Source organism: Methanomassiliicoccales archaeon LGM-DZ1, assembly GCA_030168595.1.
Taxonomy (GTDB): Archaea; Thermoplasmatota; Thermoplasmata; order Methanomassiliicoccales; family Methanomethylophilaceae; genus Methanomethylophilus.
This window is the reverse complement of record CP115556.1, coordinates 221,932-237,299: the sequence shown is the minus strand read 5'-3', so window position 1 is coordinate 237,299 and position 15,368 is coordinate 221,932. Positions and strand designations below refer to the sequence as shown.

Sequence of the window (15,368 nt, the reverse complement as noted above, 5' to 3'; positions counted from 1 at the left end):
GTAAAAATGTTTCGCAGGGTTTCAGTTCTGTTTTTCATTCAGACTCGGATCTGTCGCGGAAGTTGCACTTTCGGAGCTGACCTTCGGCTCTTCCTTGCTCTTGAACATGCTGAGGCCGAATCCCTTCTTGGGCTTCTTCCTGCTCACGATCCCCGCGTCGTCGGACATCACGTTCTGGTTCTCCAGGTAATCGAGGATGTCCCGCCTGAGCTTGGTGAACTCCGGGGACGCTCTGTCCCTGGGTCTTTCCCACGGGACGTCGATGACCTTGTAGACCGTCGAAGGCCTCTTGGTTAGGATGACCACGCGGTCGGACAGGAACAGCGCCTCGTCGACGGAGTGGGTGATGAAGATGATGGTCCTCTCGCTGTGCATGAGGATCCTCGTCAGCTGCTCCTGCATGATGTTCCTGGTCTGGGCGTCGAGCGCTCCGAACGGCTCATCCATGAGGGTCACCGCCGGGTGCATGACCAGGGCGCGGGCGATGCCCACCCTCTGCTTCATGCCTCCGGAGAGCTCATAGATACGGGAGTCCGCGAAGTCCTCCAGGCCGACGGCCTTGATGTACCTCATGGCCCTCTCCTCGCGTTCCGCCTTGGGGACGCCTGCGACCTCCATCCCGAACTCGACGTTCTGCTTCACGCTCCTCCAGGGGAAGAGCGCGAAGTCCTGGAACACCATCCCGCGGTCGGAGCCCGGCGCGGTGCACGGCTTCCCGCCCATGGTGATGGTCCCGGATGTGGGCTGCAGGAGCCCCGCGATGCATCTGAGGATGGTTGTCTTCCCGCATCCTGACGGACCTACGATGGAGACGAGCTCCCCCTTCTTCACGTCAAGGCTGAAGTTCTCCACCGCGGTGGTCTCCGACTCGTCGGTCTTGTACACCACGTGCAGGTCCTTGATGGACATCAGGGTCTCGCCCTCGGGGATGTCCTTGTAAAGCAGGTCGGTGCGGTCCGCTCTCACACGGTCCCTGGACCTGTACCTCGGGCCTTCTGTCTTTATCCCGTCGTTGGCAGCCATCAGACATCCATCCCCATTCTCTTCGATATGTACTTGTGTATGTAGTCGGCGAGCCCGGAGGTGAGGATCCCCAGCACTGCGATGATGACGATCGCGGCGTAGGCGGAAGGCCAGAAGCCTGCCGTCGCCTGCTCGGAGAGGTAGAACCCGATGCCTCCGAGAGGAGAGGCGTACAGTTCCGCGGCAACGATGCACATCCAGCCGATGCCGAGCCCGACCTTAATCCCGTTCATGATGTAGGGAACGGTGGACGGTATCATGACCTTCACGAAGATCTGGGCGTCGGAGGCCCCCAGCGTCTTGGAGGCATCTATGAGGTTCGGCTCGATCTTCGAGACCCCGAAGATGACGTTGGTCAGCAGAGGGAAGAAGATACCGACGAAGACGACCAGCATGGGCCCGGTCTCGTAGTCGATGGCGACCATGAAGATAGGCGCCCATGCGATGGGCGCGATGGGCCTGAGGACCTCGATCATCGGAGTGGCGAACTCCCTCAGGGTAGCGAACTTGCCGAGGACCAGGCCCAGGGGTATGGACACCACCAGGGCGAGGATGAATCCCTCCAGGTAAGTGGACAGCGATGAGCTGATGTACGACCACATGGACTTCCCGCCGGACATGGTGTCCCCGTTGCTGTAGAAGTCCACAAGGGCGTCCCAGGTGTCCGCGGGGTTGGGGATGGTGTACGAGTTTGCGATGATGGATATGACCCACCAGGCCTCCACGAACATCACCAGCGATATCGCGGTGATCAGGAGCTTCCTTCCTGCCCGGTGGTATTTGTTGTGTTTGTCGTATTTGAAATGCAGGACCGTGTCCGCGATCCCGCCTTCCCTGAACTCCAGTGCCAATCTATCGCCTTCAGACCGTCACGAGCTGCCCGTTGACGCAGGTTATGGTCGCAGGGGGAGCTCCCATGAACCCGAAGTCCGCAGAGCCGTTCTGCATGGCGACTGCAACGCCGGCGCCGTTCGACTCGTTGACCTGCTGGATGTTGATCCCGTAGTGTGTGAAGAACCCCTGAGCCACTCCGACCTGGAGGGCGATCTGGTGGATGTCTCCGGAGATGACGGCGACCGTCACGGTGGTGCTGGTCCCGTTGTAGCTGCCGTAGCTCTCCGCCTCATGCAGGTACGACTCGTCGACGAACCTGTTGGCGAACTGCACAGAGTTGGAGAAGCCGAGGTCGGACATGCTGTACCTGAGGGTGCTCGAGTTCGCCTCGACGATGTCGGCGATATCGTACTTGAGCTGCGTCAGGGTCCCATCCTCGTCCGCGTAGACGTAGGTGATGTTGCTGAGAGCGTCCTTGATGTCGGTCTCGCTGAGTCCGGTGGAGCTCACGCAGGTGCTCACCAGGGTATTGTAATTATCGGACGAAGTGTCGCTGAGGGCCGCATTGACCCAGTTGACCGATTCGATGTATCCGGCGAGGAACCTCTCGGTGACGTCCTGGTGGCTGTTCACATAAGAGGAATAACCCGCGAGGACGCAGCAGGTGTGCCCGGGGAAGAAGTAGTTGGTAAGGCCCAGGCCCTGGAATGCAGTGCCTTCGGCATCGATGACTGCAGAGTACTGAGGTTCCCATATGATCCCGATGTCCGGATGGGGAGTATCGTGCATAATCTTGCTGGCATTGGTGAACGTCGAGATGTATGCCACCTGGCTGGATGACACCGACGTCCCGGATTCGTACAGCACGAACGAAAGCCCCATCGAGGTAACTATCTGGTTCATCTGAACGTGCTGGATGGAGGTGTTTCCCGGGGTTCCGCATATGAGGCCTCCCCAGGCAGCCGCATTATCCGAACTGACAGAATATACTAGATTTCCCTCAGAGTCCGCAGAGGGAGTGTAGAAAGGAGTGCCGTTCCGGTAGGGGACGTTCACGCTGTATGTTACCTCTGAACCGTCGACGGTGGCGGTGAACGTCGTAGTGACAGTGGATTCCACTTCGCCCTTGTCAATGTATATGCCCGATCCCTCGGTGTTCACACGTGCCAATATGTTGTAGACGTTGTTAGAGCCGTTGTCATCGTTGATGGATTCATCGTAGACGATGATGCCGGCCATCGCGCCCATGATGGCGACGACGATGATGGCGGTGGACCAAAATTTAGCGTTCATGGTATGCCTTTCTGTTGAAATCGAATCTGGCTGGATTCTATATGTACCTTTGTAAAATATTTTCCAAAAAAGGATAAAATTTCGGGGATTATCGGAATTAATTCCTAATTCGGGGAGAACTTGCAATCGAGGGACAATCAATCCGATAAATGATGTCAGATCGCCTTCTCGTTATCCTTTTATCAATAATCCTTATTAGGAGAAGCATGGCAAGCATCGTCGACACCATATCGAAGGACAGGGTGAAGCCGGAGGAGTTCACCGCCTTCGTCGAGATCAGCAAAGGCAGCAAGATGAAGTATGAACTTGACGAGGAGACCGGTCTTCTCGCTGTCGACAGGATCCTCTACACCTCAACGGCCTACCCCTGGAACTACGGGCTCATTCCCCTGACCGTCGCTCCCGACGGGGACCCGCTCGATGTCCTCATCATCAGCAGCGTGCCTATCCAGGCAGGATGCCTGGCCAAATGCCGCCCCATCGGCATCATGAGGATGAACGACAGCGGCGACCAGGACGACAAGGTCCTAGCCGTCATGCCCAAGGACCCTATGTTCAAGGACTTCACCGACATCGCCCAGCTGCCCAAGCACCTCGGCGAGGAGATCCAGCACTTCTTCAACGTCTACAAGGCGCTCGAGGGCAAGAAGACCCAGACCGGAGAGATCGAGGGCCCCGAGGCCGCGAAGAAGACAATAAAGGACTGCATGGACGCCTGCGCGGCCAAGCACTGACCGAAACCTTTTCGGGCCTTTGGACAGGGCCCACAATCGGCCTCTGGCCGGTAATCAGTTATATATGCCAGAGGCCGTGACATCGCATCATGGCGAAATACGTCTGCACGCTGTGCGGATACGTCTACGACGAGGACAAGGGCATACCCGAGAGCGGTATCGCCCCCGGTACCCGCTTCGAAGACCTTCCGGACGATTGGACATGCCCGATGTGCGGTTCGCCCAAGAGCATGTTCAAGAAAATCGAAGAAGCCCCTGCACCATCCGAGCCTGTCTCCGCAGGTCCGGTGAAAGATGCCGTATCCATACCTGCCGGCGAGGGAGGCGACCGCATGAGGGAGATGTCCTTCGCGGAGATGGCCGACCTCTGCTCCAACCTCCAGAGGGGATGCGAGAAGCAGTACCTGACCGAGGAGGCCGGCCTCTTCGGCGAGATCTCGGATTACTACCGCAAGCGCGCGGAGCCTGCCTCGGACCTCACCGACGAGCGCCTTCTGGCACTCATCAACGAGGGGCTTGCCGCCTATGACTCGGCGGATGCCGCGGCAGGCGCGGCAGGAGACCGCGGGGCCAAGCGCGCCATGCTCTGGAGCACCAAGGTGGCCCGCATCCTGCAGGCCCTGGTGGAGCGCCTCGGCAAGGAAGGCGAGGGCTTCCTGGAGAGCACCGGCGTCTGGGTATGCGACATCTGCGGGTTCATCTATGTCGGGAACGACCCGCCGGAGATCTGCCCTGTCTGCAAGGTGCCGCGCGACAAGCTGGTCAAGATCGAGAGGAGGCAGATCTGATGCATGCGATAAGGAATCTGAAGATGTGCGAGAAGGAATGCCTCTGCCTGTACGTATGCCCCACCGGGGCGACGGACACCGAGACAGGGCAGATCGACTTCACCAAATGCATAGGGTGCGGGATGTGCGTCCGCAGCTGTCCCAGCAAGGCCCTTTCGCTGGTGCCGGACCTGTACCCGCTCCAGCAGCCGAAGGCCGCTGAGATCTGCGATGCCGTGTTCGCGCAGGCCCGCTGCCGCGTTGCCGCCGAATCGCTGTGCCGCGGGGCGGCGGAGGCTGCCCGCGACCCCATCCGGAAGCAGACCGCCGAGGCCATGGAGCTCTCCTTCCGCCGCCAGGCCGAGGACCTCTACCGCGAAGCGGGCTACATGATCCCCCAGTCCCCGAACGTCAGGAAGATGCTCGAGGCGATGGCCGGGTCGGACGACCCTGCCTTCCCGAAGCAGGCGGCCGCCCGTCTGCTTGAGCTCCTCCAGCGCCAGGGGCATTGAGCGCCGGGCGGGCCATGCCCGCCCCCCGCTCTCACCGACCAATTCTTAAATCTGCGTTAGGCCATCCATATGGCATGGCAATGATTACGCCCAAGATGAAGGCCCTGTTCGAGGACCATAAGAAATCGCACAAGTACTTCGCGCTTGCCACCGCCTCCAAGGACGGTGTCCCCAACGTCGTCCCCATCGGCTTCCTGTGGGTCGCCAATGATAAGGAGATCTGGGTCATCGACAACTACATGAACAAGACCCTTGCGAACATCAAGGAGAACCCTGTCGCCGCCGTGTACGCCCTGGCGGGAGAGGGCCATGACTGCATACAGGTCAAGGGCGCATGCAGGTACTTCGACTTCGGCCCCGATTACGAGGCCGCCGTCAAGATGGCGCACGAGAAGAACCCCGCCTTCCCTGCGAAGGGCCTCATAAAGATCGCCGTCACCGATGTGTACGACACGGCCCCCGGCGAGCACGCCGGCATGAAGTACAAGGAGTGACCGGCGCTCAGTCGTCGGGCGCTCCGTCCATGTACTTGACCGTATAGGCGCCGATCACGGCGCCGAATACGATCATGAGCATGTAGAAGAGCGAGTCGTACATGAGCCACCCGACCCACCCCACGGCGAAGCCCACGGCTCCGCCGATGATGGCCGCCCACTTCATGCGGTGGCGGGTCATGGCGGTGGTCTTGGAGCCCATCACTCGACCTTCCTCTCCAGAGCGGACTCGACGGCGTCGACCATCTTGTCGACGATCTCGCCGGAAGCTCCGGTGTAGCCTGCGGGGTCCATGACCGCGGCCAGCTCTTCCTTGGTGAAGCGGTCGCGGACCTCTTTCCTCTCCCAGAGGGTCTCGGAGAGGTCGATCTCCCTGTCCTCGGCCTCCATGGAGGCTTCTCTCACGATCTCATGGGCGTCCTGCCTGCCGATGCCCTTGCCGACGAAGGCCATCATCACCGGCTCGGCCATCACAAGGCCGTGCGCCGAAGCGATGTTCCTGAGCATCTTGTCGCGGTGGACCTCGAGGCCGGAGAAGACCTTGTTCATCTTATAGAGCATGTAATCGATGAGCGTGAAGACGTGGGGCAGGGTGAACCTCTCGGCGCTGGAGTTGGAGAGGTCCCTCTCGTGCCAGAGGACCTGGTTCTCGAAGGTCGGCATGACGAAGCCCCTCAGTATGCGGGCGAGGCCGCAGACGTTCTCGGAGTTGATGGGGTTCCTCTTCTGGGCCATGGTGGACGAGCCCACCTGGTGCTCCTTGTCGAAGTACTCGGAGACCTCGCCGATCTCGGACCTCTGGAGGTTCCTGACCTCAGTTGCGTACCTCTCGAGGGAGGTCCCGAGGGTGGCCATGAGGCAAATCAGTTCGGTGTACCTGTCCCTGCCGACGACCTGGGTGGCGGCCGGCTCGTAAGTGAGCCCGAGGTCCTGCATGACCATGGCCTGGATCTTATGGAAGTTCTTCCCGAGCGCGGCCCCGGTCCCGACGGCGCCGGCCATCTTGCCGCAGCAGGCCCTCGGCATGATCTCGATTATCCTCTGCCTGTACCTGAGGATCTCAGCGATGTACCCGGCGATCTTGAAGCCGTAAGTGATGGGGATGGCGAACTGAGCGTGGGTCCTGCCGATCTCCAGGGTGTCCCTCTCCCTCTTGGCCAGTTTGGCGAGGGTGTAGGCGAACTCATCGATGTCGTCCGAGACCAGCTTGAGGGCGTCGGCGATCTGCATCGCGGTAGCGGTGTCGACGATGTCGTTGGAGGTGGCCCCGAGGTGCACGTACTTCCCGGCATCGCCCTTGCACTTCTCGGTCATCGCCTTGACCATGGCCATGAGGTCGTGGTTGGTGAGCTTCTCGATCTCCTTGATCCTCTCAACAGTGACCTCGCCGGACTCGGCCACGCGGGTGATCTCGTCGGCATCGGCCTGCGGGATCTCTCCCAAGGAGGCATGCGCCCTGGCAAGGGCCGCCTCGACCTTCATCTGGTAATTGATGCGGCTGGTCTCGGAGAAGATTGATTTCATCTCTTTGCGACCGTACCTGTAGTCCAAGGGACAGACGTAATCGCTCATGCTTATCTCTGGAATCGGATAGGCTTACATTATTTAATAGAACTTATGCGCGCGGCCACTGTTAGGCAGTCGGTATCAGACCATCAGGGATGCCGCAAGCGCCTGCAGCACCCCATTTCTGGCCAACCGCAGGCGCCGGTCCTGACATTGTTCGGAGCGCCCGAAAAGGACCGATAATCCTACGTGTTTTGTGATTCCAGTACTAAACTTTATAAGGGATACCATTATAGAGCGCTTAAAAGTGGGCCACGCTTTGAATCATGGCCAAAACGAACGTGAGTGATATTTTTATGACTGACGAGGAAAAAGTCCAGGTTGAAGACACCGAAAAGATGGCCGCCGAGCAGGCCGAGAGCGAGCAGGAGCCGGAGAACGCCCAGGAAGAGCAGCAGGCCGAGAGCGAGCAGGTCCCTTCCGCTGAAGAGGCGGAGCCGACCCCCGAGGAGAAGGCCAAGCTGGCCGACCTCGAGGCCCAGAAGACCATCCTCAACAACGAGGCCGAGGTCCACAGGCAGAAGAGGGACGAGCTGAACGCCCAGACCAAGGAGTGGAAGTCCAAGAGGGACGCCCTCAACGCCCAGGTCAGGGAGCTCGTCGAGGAGGCAGGCAAATCCCGCGAGGTCCGCGACGGCTTCAACCAGAAGGTCCGCGAGTCCAAAGCAGTCAGGGACGAGTGGAACAAGAAGGTGTCCGAGATCAGGGCCAAGATCAACGAGATCCGCCCCGAGAAGAAGAAGGAAGGCGAAGAGGAGAGCCTCGGCCAGATGAAGGCCCGCCTCGACCGCATGGAGATGCAGCAGCAGACCATGCCCATGGGCGCTGACAAGGAGAAGGCCCTCGTCAAGCAGATCCAGGAGCTTGCCAAGCAGATCGGCGAGCGCGAGAAGGTCGAGGAAGGCGATGAGGAGATCCGCGGGCTCGTCCAGGAGCTCAGGGACGCCAAGGCCAAGGCCGAGGAGGCCCACAAGCAGGTCTCGATCAACGCCGAGGAGGCCCAGAAGGCCCACGACAACATGCTCTCGCTCTACCAGCGCGCCGATGCCATCCGCAAGGAGGCCGATGCCGCTCAGGCGAAGTTCGTCGAGTGCAAGCAGAAGGCCGATGAGGAGCACCGCCTGCATATCGAGTCCATCAAGTCGGTCCATGCGGTCGGAAAGGACGCCGACGGCATCAAGAACAAGAAGAACATCGCCAAGAAGAAGCGCACCGACTACGAGACCAAGAAGAAGGCTGAGGAGATCTTCGAGAAGTTCAAGGCCGGAGAGAAGCTCTCGACCGAGGACCTCATGATCCTCCAGAAGTCCGGGTACCTCTGAAAGTCACTCACGGAAACCCTTTACTTCCTCCGGGAACGGAGGAAGACACTTTTCAATTTTGTATAAGCTGTTTCAGAATGCCGAACTGATTCGTAATACTGCTTATCACTCTATCCGGCATATATCCCCATGCAGAAGGCTGAGGCGGAAGCCGAGCCTTCCCAGGAGGAATCTGAATGGACAAGAAGGATCTTCTGAATGCCCTCGCGGATGCAGTGGAGTCCTGTAAGCCCGAAGTCGCGACGGAGGTCGCGAAGAAGGCTCTTGACTCCGGAATGGATTCTGTAGAGGCCATCAACGAGGGCCTCGTGGTCGGAATGGACAGAATCGGCGAGCATTACGCCGCAAGGGAGATGTACCTCCCTCAGGTGCTCGTCGCCGCGCATGCCATGTACAACGGGCTGGATGTCCTGCTGCCCGCTATACCCAAGGCCGATCTCGCCGACGCGAAGAAGGCCGAGACCGCCGTGGTTATGGGAGATGTCCATGATATCGGCAAGAACATCGTGAAGACGATGCTGACCGCGTCGGGCTACATCGTCAACGACCTCGGAAAGGACGTCGATCCCAAGGTCATCGCCTCCACCGCCAAGGAGCAGGGGATCGGCGTGGTCTGCCTGAGCACGCTCATGACCCCGACCATGGACAGCATGGCCGCCGCTCTGAAGGCGCTCGAGGAGAACGGATACCGGAAGAAGTGCACTGTGACCATCGGCGGGCCCCCGACGACGGACGGGTTCGCCAAGGAGATCGGCGCGGACCACAGGGATACGGACGCGACCAATTGCGTCAAGTGGCTGAAGGAGGAAGGTCTATGAGCATGAGCTGCAGGGACAGGGTGCTCGCGGCCATGCACCGCGAGTCTCTTGACAGGCCGCCGGTGGCGATCTTCACCACCTGCGATACGATCGACATGATGAACGCCTGCGGGGCGGCGTGGCCGGAGGCTCACTCCGATCCGCAGAAGATGGCCACCCTGGGATGCGCCCAGGCCGATTACTTCGGGCTGGAGTCCGTCAGGGCGGGGTTCTGCCTCACGGAGGAGGCCGAGCGCCTTGGGTGCAAGATGAGGATGGGCTCGAAGACATCGTCCCCGATGATCCTCTCCCACCCGTACACGTACGACCCCCAGAAGAGGATATTCGACGACCCCGAGAAGCTCCAGGAGATAATGCCCCTGGAGGACTTCTGCAAGGGCGGCAGGGTGAAGACCGCCATCGACGCGATGGCGATCATGCACAAGACCCACGGGGACAGGTACGTGGTCGTCGGAGGGAACACCGGAGTGTTCACCCTCACCGGGCACATCCTGAACGCGGAGAACCTGATCTACTCGGTATGGACCGATCCCGACAGGGCCAAGTCATGGCTGAAGGCGGTGGAGCCTTACTGCAGGAAGTTCGGCGAGGAGCTGCTCGCGAACGGCGCGGACATCGTCCAGATGTCGGAGCCGTCGGCGTCCACGGATATCCTCTCGCCCGATGATTTCCAGCAGATGTCGATGCCCTACGTGCACCATGCCCTCGGGGAGCTGCCCGGGATGACGATCCTGCATATCTGCGGGGACACGAGGAAGATCATCCCCTACATGTACCAGACAGGCGCCACGGGGATCTCCGTGGAGGAGAAGGTCCCGCCGGAGGAGGCAGTGAAGATCGCGAACGGCCGCGGAGTGCTGGTCGGCAACGTGGGATGCGCGTTCCCCCTGTTCAAGGGAACGCCTGCCGACTGCGCCGCCGCCGCGACGCGCTCTGCGGATGCCGGGTTCGATGTCATCTCGGCAGGATGCGGAGTGCCCATCGGGACGCCTGCGGACAACATCCGCGCGATGGTCAAGGCCATCAAGTCCCGCGCACCCGAGTGAAACATCTTACGGGCATATGCCCGGACCCTCTCCGGCCCTTTTTCCTGGCTCGGGCCGGGGACGGGATCGATGATGAGAAGCGTTCCTGCTCGATCATTTGAATCGCGGAGCGCGTTCTCCGGCCGGCCGCCGCCAGTCTGACATCATCCGCACGTGTGTACATGAATCTCCGATGAATGTCAGGCCTGGGCGTGTCCAGCATGGATACGTAAACCTAAGCAGTTAAATATCGGATATGGATTATGATATATTCGGGAACAGGTCAGTTCTGTAGAGTGCATCCCATCCCTTCTGACTGGCTGGCCTGTCCCGTACTTCTTCTGATTCTTGTTTTGCGGGCATTTTCTCCGCTCCGGCGCATCTTCGATCCGTTCCGGCCCCCAATGTCTGATGAACCTCTGTTCTTTACACAATCCCGTCCGCCGGCAGGGTTTCGGCCCTATACTAATAATAAAATAACCACCAGCGCATGGGGTGGTGATTAAATGGTAATGGACGGATTGGGAAAATCCCTCAGAGGCGTCCTCGACCGCATCAAAGGTTCATCCACGGTCGACGAGGATCTCATTAAGGAGGTCTGCAAGGAGCTTCAGCGCGCGCTCCTCCAGGCGGACGTCAATGTTCAGCTCGTCCTGAGGCTGACCGGCAACGTCCGCGAGCGCGCCCTCAACGAGAAGCCGGCCGCCGGCCGCTCCGCGAAAGAGCACGTGACCCGCATCATCTACGAGGAGCTCGTGGCCCTGCTGAAGAACGGCGAGCCCCTCGAGGTGAAGCCCCAGACCATACTCCTTGTCGGGCTCTACGGACAGGGTAAGACCACCACGGCCGGGAAGCTCGCGAACTACTTCATAAAGAAAGGGCTGTCCGTCGGCCTCATCGGCGCAGATGTGTACAGGCCTGCCGCGTACGACCAGCTCAAGCAGCTCGGCGACAAGGTGGGCGCGGAGGTCTTCGGGGACCCCACCCATCAGGAGAAGGACGCCGTCAAGATCGCCCGCGAGGGGATGGAGAGGTTCAGGGACAAGAAGGTCAGGATCATCGACTCCTCCGGACGTCATGCGCTCGAGGACGACCTGATCAAGGAGATCACCGACATCGCGGATGCGACCAATCCTGACGAGAGGATACTCGTCCTCGATTCGCAGGTCGGACAGCAGGCCGGCCCCCAGGCGGACGCCTTCAACAAGGCCGTCGGGGTCACCGGGGTCATCGTCACCAAGATGGACGGGACGTCCCGCGGAGGAGGCGCGCTCTCCGCGGTGGCCACCACCAAGGCCAGGATCGTGTTCATCGGGACCGGGGAGCACATCAGGGACCTGGAGCCCTTCGATGCCGACAGGTTCATCTCCCGCCTCCTCGGCATGGGGGACCTCGCCGGGCTCGTGGAGATGGCGAAGGACAGCTTCGACGAGGACGTGGACGTCGAGGAGATGGCCCGCAGGATGACCTCCGGGAAGTACACCCTCAGCGACATGTACACTCAGATGAAGGCCCTCGGGAAGATGGGCACCCTGCAGAAGATCATGGGCCTCCTGCCCGGCATGAGCAAGATGTCGGACAAGATCGACTACGAGGCCACCCAGTCAAGGCTCTCCAAGTACAGGATCATCATGGACTCCATGACCGCCCGGGAGAAGGACGAGCCCTCGATCATCAAAGGGAACAGGATCGACAGGATCGCCGTAGGCGCAGGAGTGCCGGCGTCCGAGGTCAGGGACCTCCTGAAGCAGTACAACAACAGCAAGAAGACGATGTCCGCCGTGTCCAAGGACCGCAAGATGCGCAGGCAGCTGGCGAAGCAGATGGGTGGCATGGACCCGGATGCTCTTAAGGAGCTCAAAGACATCGAAGGCGGGGAGAAATGAGATATTTCGTCATCACCGGCCACAAAGCATTGGCGGACGGGTCGTTCAAGCTCGACGATATCGCCGGAGGGGCCGGGCGCGCCGACATACTCGCGAGATGCGTGAACTCGGCGTTCATGCTCAGCCACGGCATCAGGAAGGACGCCGAGATCTACCTCGTCTTCGAAGGCGGGGACGATTCCCCCAAGACGGTGAGGATAAACGGGTCCCTGGTGCGCTATCTCAACCCCGACGAGAGGAGCACGGCCTCCCTTCTCAGGAACGCCCTGCTGAAGAAGATCCCCGACGGGAAGGAGGCGGTCTCGTCCCCCGGCGTCTTCGTGTCGAAGATGTCATTCTACGATGTGATCGACATGCTGTCCGGGAAGGGGAGCTTCGTCTACCTGAAGGAGGACGGCAGCGACGTGAGGGGCTTCGACTTCCCCGAGAACCCCATATTCGTCCTCGGGGATAACAGCGACCTGACGCAGAACGAGGAGAAGGCGCTCCTGGAGAAGGGGCCGTCCACCATCTGCCTCGGGCCGGTGAGCCTGCATGCCGACCACTGCATCATCCTGGTGCAGAACGAGATGGACAGAAGGGGGCTCTGAGACGGCTGAGGAGCAGCATACCGCGAAGATCCCGCAGCACAGGCACTGCAGGCGCTGCGGCAAGGCGTTCATCGGGGAGGGCCCCTACTGCTCGGACGAGTGCAGGGACCTCGACGGGCAGGCCGCGAAGAAGAAGCTCTACAGGTACATCGCCGAGATCGCCGTCCTCTGGGCGGTCGTCATCGCGGCGGTCCTGGTGATCGGATTATGAAGCAGTCTGCGGTCGCCGGCACGTTCGATGTGCTGCATGACGGCCACCGCGCCCTCATCGAGCGGGCGTTCGAAGTGGGGGATTCCGTCTTCGTCGGCATCACCTCCGACAGGTTCGCCGCCGCCGGAAGGGGGGAGCACCTGCCCCTCTATCTCAGGCGCAGGGCCCTCGAGGACCTGCTCTCGGAGCAGGAGAAGCCCTGGAGGATCGGCGTCATCGACGACATGTACGGCCCCCGCGAGGAGATGGACAGGGTCTCCGTCCTGGTCGTCTCCGAGGAGACCCTGGAGAACGGCAGGGAGCTGAACAGGGACCGCGCCTCCCGCGGGGTCCCCCCGCTGGAGCTCTCGGTGGTCCCGCTCGTGATGGCGGACGACGGCTCGAAGATAAGCGCCCGGAACATACTCAGAGGGGAATACGGGCGCACAGGCAGGCACGGCGTGAAGGACATCGCCGTCGGATCGCTCAACCGCGTCAAGGCGGAGGCCGTCCGCTCGGTAATGGAGAGGATATTCGGCGATGTGAGGATCACCGCCTGCGACGTCCCGTCGGGCGTCCCGGAGCAGCCCTTCGGGAAGCAGGCCCGCGAGGGCGCGATGAACCGCGCCCGGAACGCCCTGGGCGGCCATGAGCTGGCCGTCGGCATCGAGGCGGGGGCCTTCGAGATGGAAGACGGGCTGTACGATTACCAGTACTGCGCGGTCCTCGACAGGGACGGGAGGTTCACCGTCGGCACGGGATCGGGGTTCATGTACCCGCCGAAGGTGGCCGCCCTCGTCAGGGGAGGATCTACCGTGGGGGACGCCATGGGGAAGGTCTTCGGGCAATCGGAGGTCGGGAAGAGGATGGGCGCCGTCGGGATCCTGAGCGGCGGCATCATCGACAGGAAGGCCCTCACGGAGGAGTCCGTCATGGCCGCCATGATACCCAGGCTCAATGATGCGTACACGGAGGAAGATCGATGAGGTTCATCGTCCTGATCAAAGCGGGCCCGTCGGGAGAATCGCCCGATGCAGGGTCATTGTCCGCCCTCGCCGCGGCGGAAGGTCTGAAAGAGGAAGGGGACACCGTCACCGCAGTGTCCATGGGGCCAGAGGCGGCCGCCGGGGCCCTCGGGAGATGCCTGGCAGCCGGCGCCGACGATGCGTTCCTGCTCTGCGATGAAGCGTTCGGCTATGCCGACGTCTACGCGACAGCCAGGTGCCTGAATGCCTTCATCGGCAGGGAGGCTCCCGATTATGCTCTGATAATCGCCGGGGAGGCATCGTCCGATTCGGGCACGGGCATGCTGCCGGCGGAGCTCGCCGAGATGCTCGGGAGGGACCAGTTCTACTACACCTCGAAGATCGAGCGCGACGGGTGCTGGTTCCTGATGACCCAGGACTACGGGGACGAGGTCCGCGTGTGCCGCACGTGCGGAGGCTCCGTGGTCTCCGTCCTTTCCGGCGCCTATCCTCCGGCGGATGCCCCCGAAGGGGACCCTTCCGCGGTCAAGAGGCTGGGTAGGATCGATCTGGGTCTCGGGACCTTCTCGGTCGGCGAGAGGGGCTCGAAGATCGTCCTGAAGGACATGGGGGCATCGGAATGAGCGGCTGCGAATCCTGCTCGTCCGGATCGTGCTCCAGCTGCTCCAACGGGCGCGTGAGGGACCTCCCGCCCGGGATGCTGCAGGCGTACAAGCTCAACTCTCCACGCTCGGACGGATTCCTGGTGTGGATCGAGGTGGAGCACCGGCCCGAGGGCCCGCGCATAGCCCGCGTCAGCGAGGAGATTCTCTCCAGGATCCGCGAGGTGAACGGCGGTTCCCGCGTCTGGGGCGTCATCTTCGGCCATTCGGAGCTCAGGCCTCTGCGCAGCGAGCTGTTCTCCTACGGGATCGAGACCCTCTACGAGGTCCACGACAAGCGCCTCGTCGGGTTCGAGCCCGAGGCATACGCCGACTGCCTGGCCAAGATTATCATCCGCACCGAGGCGGCCGCGGTCCTCATGGGTGCCACCCGCCGCGGGAAAGAGCTCGCTCCCAGAACGGCAGCCAGGCTGGAGGCGGGGATGGAGGCCAACTGCGCAGACTTCGGAGCCGACGGGAGGGACCTGGACATCGAGGTCGGCGTGCAGGGCAGGCGCTGCAGAGCGGAATACGCTCATTACCCTCAGTTCGCGACCGTCGTCCCGGGCGCGCTGCCCCTCGGGAAACCGGATACCGGGCGCACCGGGACCGTCATCTATTGGCAGTACGAAGGGGACGACCTGAAGGACATCGTCTCCTCGGAATACCGGGCGTGAGCGCCCGCCG

At 61.3% G+C, this 15,368-nt stretch carries 18 protein-coding genes; 13 read left to right on the top strand and 5 right to left on the bottom strand.

Translation table 11 applies throughout. The features are described from left to right. Window positions 1-21: 21 nt before the first annotated feature. Genes O8W32_01080 through O8W32_01070 form a run of 3 tightly spaced genes read right to left on the bottom strand, consistent with a single transcriptional unit; the run spans window position 22 to window position 3,150 of the window. On the bottom strand, window positions 22-1,023 hold the full coding sequence (locus O8W32_01080) for an ABC transporter ATP-binding protein (GenBank protein ID WII09438.1): 1,002 nt from the start codon (window positions 1,021-1,023) through the stop codon (window positions 22-24). Further along, the gene (locus tag O8W32_01075) at window positions 1,023-1,874 is read right to left on the bottom strand and encodes an ABC transporter permease (protein ID WII09437.1); all 852 of its coding nucleotides are present in this window, start codon (window positions 1,872-1,874) and stop codon (window positions 1,023-1,025) included. The genes O8W32_01080 and O8W32_01075 overlap by 1 nt, the downstream gene beginning before the upstream one ends. A gap of 10 nt (window positions 1,875-1,884) precedes the next feature. Then, window positions 1,885-3,150 (bottom strand): hypothetical protein, encoded by a 1,266-nt coding sequence (locus O8W32_01070; GenBank protein ID WII09436.1) that lies wholly within the window; start codon window positions 3,148-3,150, stop codon window positions 1,885-1,887. A gap of 206 nt (window positions 3,151-3,356) precedes the next feature. On the opposite strand from O8W32_01070, the gene O8W32_01065 reads away from it, so the two are divergent. The 4 genes from O8W32_01065 to O8W32_01050 all read left to right on the top strand — a co-directional run bounded on the left by O8W32_01065 (window position 3,357) and on the right by O8W32_01050 (window position 5,657). Beyond that, the gene (locus O8W32_01065; protein ID WII09435.1) at window positions 3,357-3,884 is read left to right on the top strand and encodes an inorganic diphosphatase; all 528 of its coding nucleotides are present in this window, start codon (window positions 3,357-3,359) and stop codon (window positions 3,882-3,884) included. 89 nt (window positions 3,885-3,973) lie between these two features. Then, window positions 3,974-4,672: a rubredoxin gene (locus O8W32_01060; protein WII09434.1), complete on the top strand. Its 699-nt coding sequence runs from the start codon at window positions 3,974-3,976 to the stop codon at window positions 4,670-4,672. Next, window positions 4,672-5,163 carry a 4Fe-4S binding protein gene (locus tag O8W32_01055; protein ID WII09433.1) on the top strand — a complete coding sequence of 164 codons (492 nt, stop codon included), beginning with the start codon at window positions 4,672-4,674 and terminating at the stop codon, window positions 5,161-5,163. The genes O8W32_01060 and O8W32_01055 overlap by 1 nt, the downstream gene beginning before the upstream one ends. A 74-nt stretch (window positions 5,164-5,237) precedes the next feature. Continuing rightward, on the top strand, window positions 5,238-5,657 hold the full coding sequence (locus O8W32_01050) for a pyridoxamine 5'-phosphate oxidase family protein (protein ID WII09432.1): 420 nt from the start codon (window positions 5,238-5,240) through the stop codon (window positions 5,655-5,657). Between the two features lie 7 nt (window positions 5,658-5,664). Here the strand turns inward: O8W32_01050 and O8W32_01045 are convergent, their stop codons facing one another. Continuing rightward, the gene (locus tag O8W32_01045; GenBank protein WII09431.1) at window positions 5,665-5,859 is read right to left on the bottom strand and encodes a hypothetical protein; all 195 of its coding nucleotides are present in this window, start codon (window positions 5,857-5,859) and stop codon (window positions 5,665-5,667) included. Continuing rightward, window positions 5,859-7,229, bottom strand: coding sequence for an adenylosuccinate lyase (gene purB / locus O8W32_01040; GenBank protein WII09430.1), 1,371 nt, complete (start codon window positions 7,227-7,229; stop codon window positions 5,859-5,861). The genes O8W32_01045 and purB overlap by 1 nt, the downstream gene beginning before the upstream one ends. A 290-nt stretch (window positions 7,230-7,519) precedes the next feature. Here purB and O8W32_01035 point away from each other — a divergent pair, with 290 nt between their 5' ends. The 9 genes from O8W32_01035 to O8W32_00995 all read left to right on the top strand — a co-directional run bounded on the left by O8W32_01035 (window position 7,520) and on the right by O8W32_00995 (window position 15,358). Then, on the top strand, window positions 7,520-8,545 hold the full coding sequence (locus tag O8W32_01035) for a phosphoserine phosphatase (protein ID WII09429.1): 1,026 nt from the start codon (window positions 7,520-7,522) through the stop codon (window positions 8,543-8,545). A gap of 176 nt (window positions 8,546-8,721) precedes the next feature. Further along, complete coding sequence (locus tag O8W32_01030; GenBank protein ID WII09428.1) at window positions 8,722-9,363, top strand: cobalamin-dependent protein; 642 nt, start codon at window positions 8,722-8,724, stop codon at window positions 9,361-9,363. Next, a complete protein-coding gene (locus tag O8W32_01025; GenBank protein WII09427.1) occupies window positions 9,360-10,409 on the top strand; it encodes an MtaA/CmuA family methyltransferase in 1,050 nt (349 codons plus the stop codon). The genes O8W32_01030 and O8W32_01025 overlap by 4 nt, the downstream gene beginning before the upstream one ends. Before the next feature lie 485 nt (window positions 10,410-10,894). After that, window positions 10,895-12,274: a signal recognition particle protein Srp54 gene (locus tag O8W32_01020; GenBank protein WII09426.1), complete on the top strand. Its 1,380-nt coding sequence runs from the start codon at window positions 10,895-10,897 to the stop codon at window positions 12,272-12,274. Further along, window positions 12,271-12,864, top strand: a complete 594-nt coding sequence (trmY, locus tag O8W32_01015; protein WII09425.1) for a tRNA (pseudouridine(54)-N(1))-methyltransferase TrmY — start codon at window positions 12,271-12,273, stop codon at window positions 12,862-12,864. The genes O8W32_01020 and trmY overlap by 4 nt, the downstream gene beginning before the upstream one ends. Continuing rightward, window positions 12,809-13,075: a DUF2116 family Zn-ribbon domain-containing protein gene (locus tag O8W32_01010; protein WII09424.1), complete on the top strand. Its 267-nt coding sequence runs from the start codon at window positions 12,809-12,811 to the stop codon at window positions 13,073-13,075. Before trmY ends, O8W32_01010 begins: the two co-directional genes overlap by 56 nt. Beyond that, window positions 13,072-14,040 (top strand): inosine/xanthosine triphosphatase, encoded by a 969-nt coding sequence (gene yjjX, locus O8W32_01005; GenBank protein ID WII09423.1) that lies wholly within the window; start codon window positions 13,072-13,074, stop codon window positions 14,038-14,040. The genes O8W32_01010 and yjjX overlap by 4 nt, the downstream gene beginning before the upstream one ends. Beyond that, on the top strand, window positions 14,037-14,663 hold the full coding sequence (locus O8W32_01000; GenBank protein ID WII09422.1) for a hypothetical protein: 627 nt from the start codon (window positions 14,037-14,039) through the stop codon (window positions 14,661-14,663). The genes yjjX and O8W32_01000 overlap by 4 nt, the downstream gene beginning before the upstream one ends. Beyond that, entirely contained in the window at window positions 14,660-15,358 is a 699-nt protein-coding gene (locus O8W32_00995; protein WII09421.1) for a hypothetical protein, read from the top strand. The genes O8W32_01000 and O8W32_00995 overlap by 4 nt, the downstream gene beginning before the upstream one ends. The last annotated feature ends 10 nt before the right edge of the window (window positions 15,359-15,368 follow it).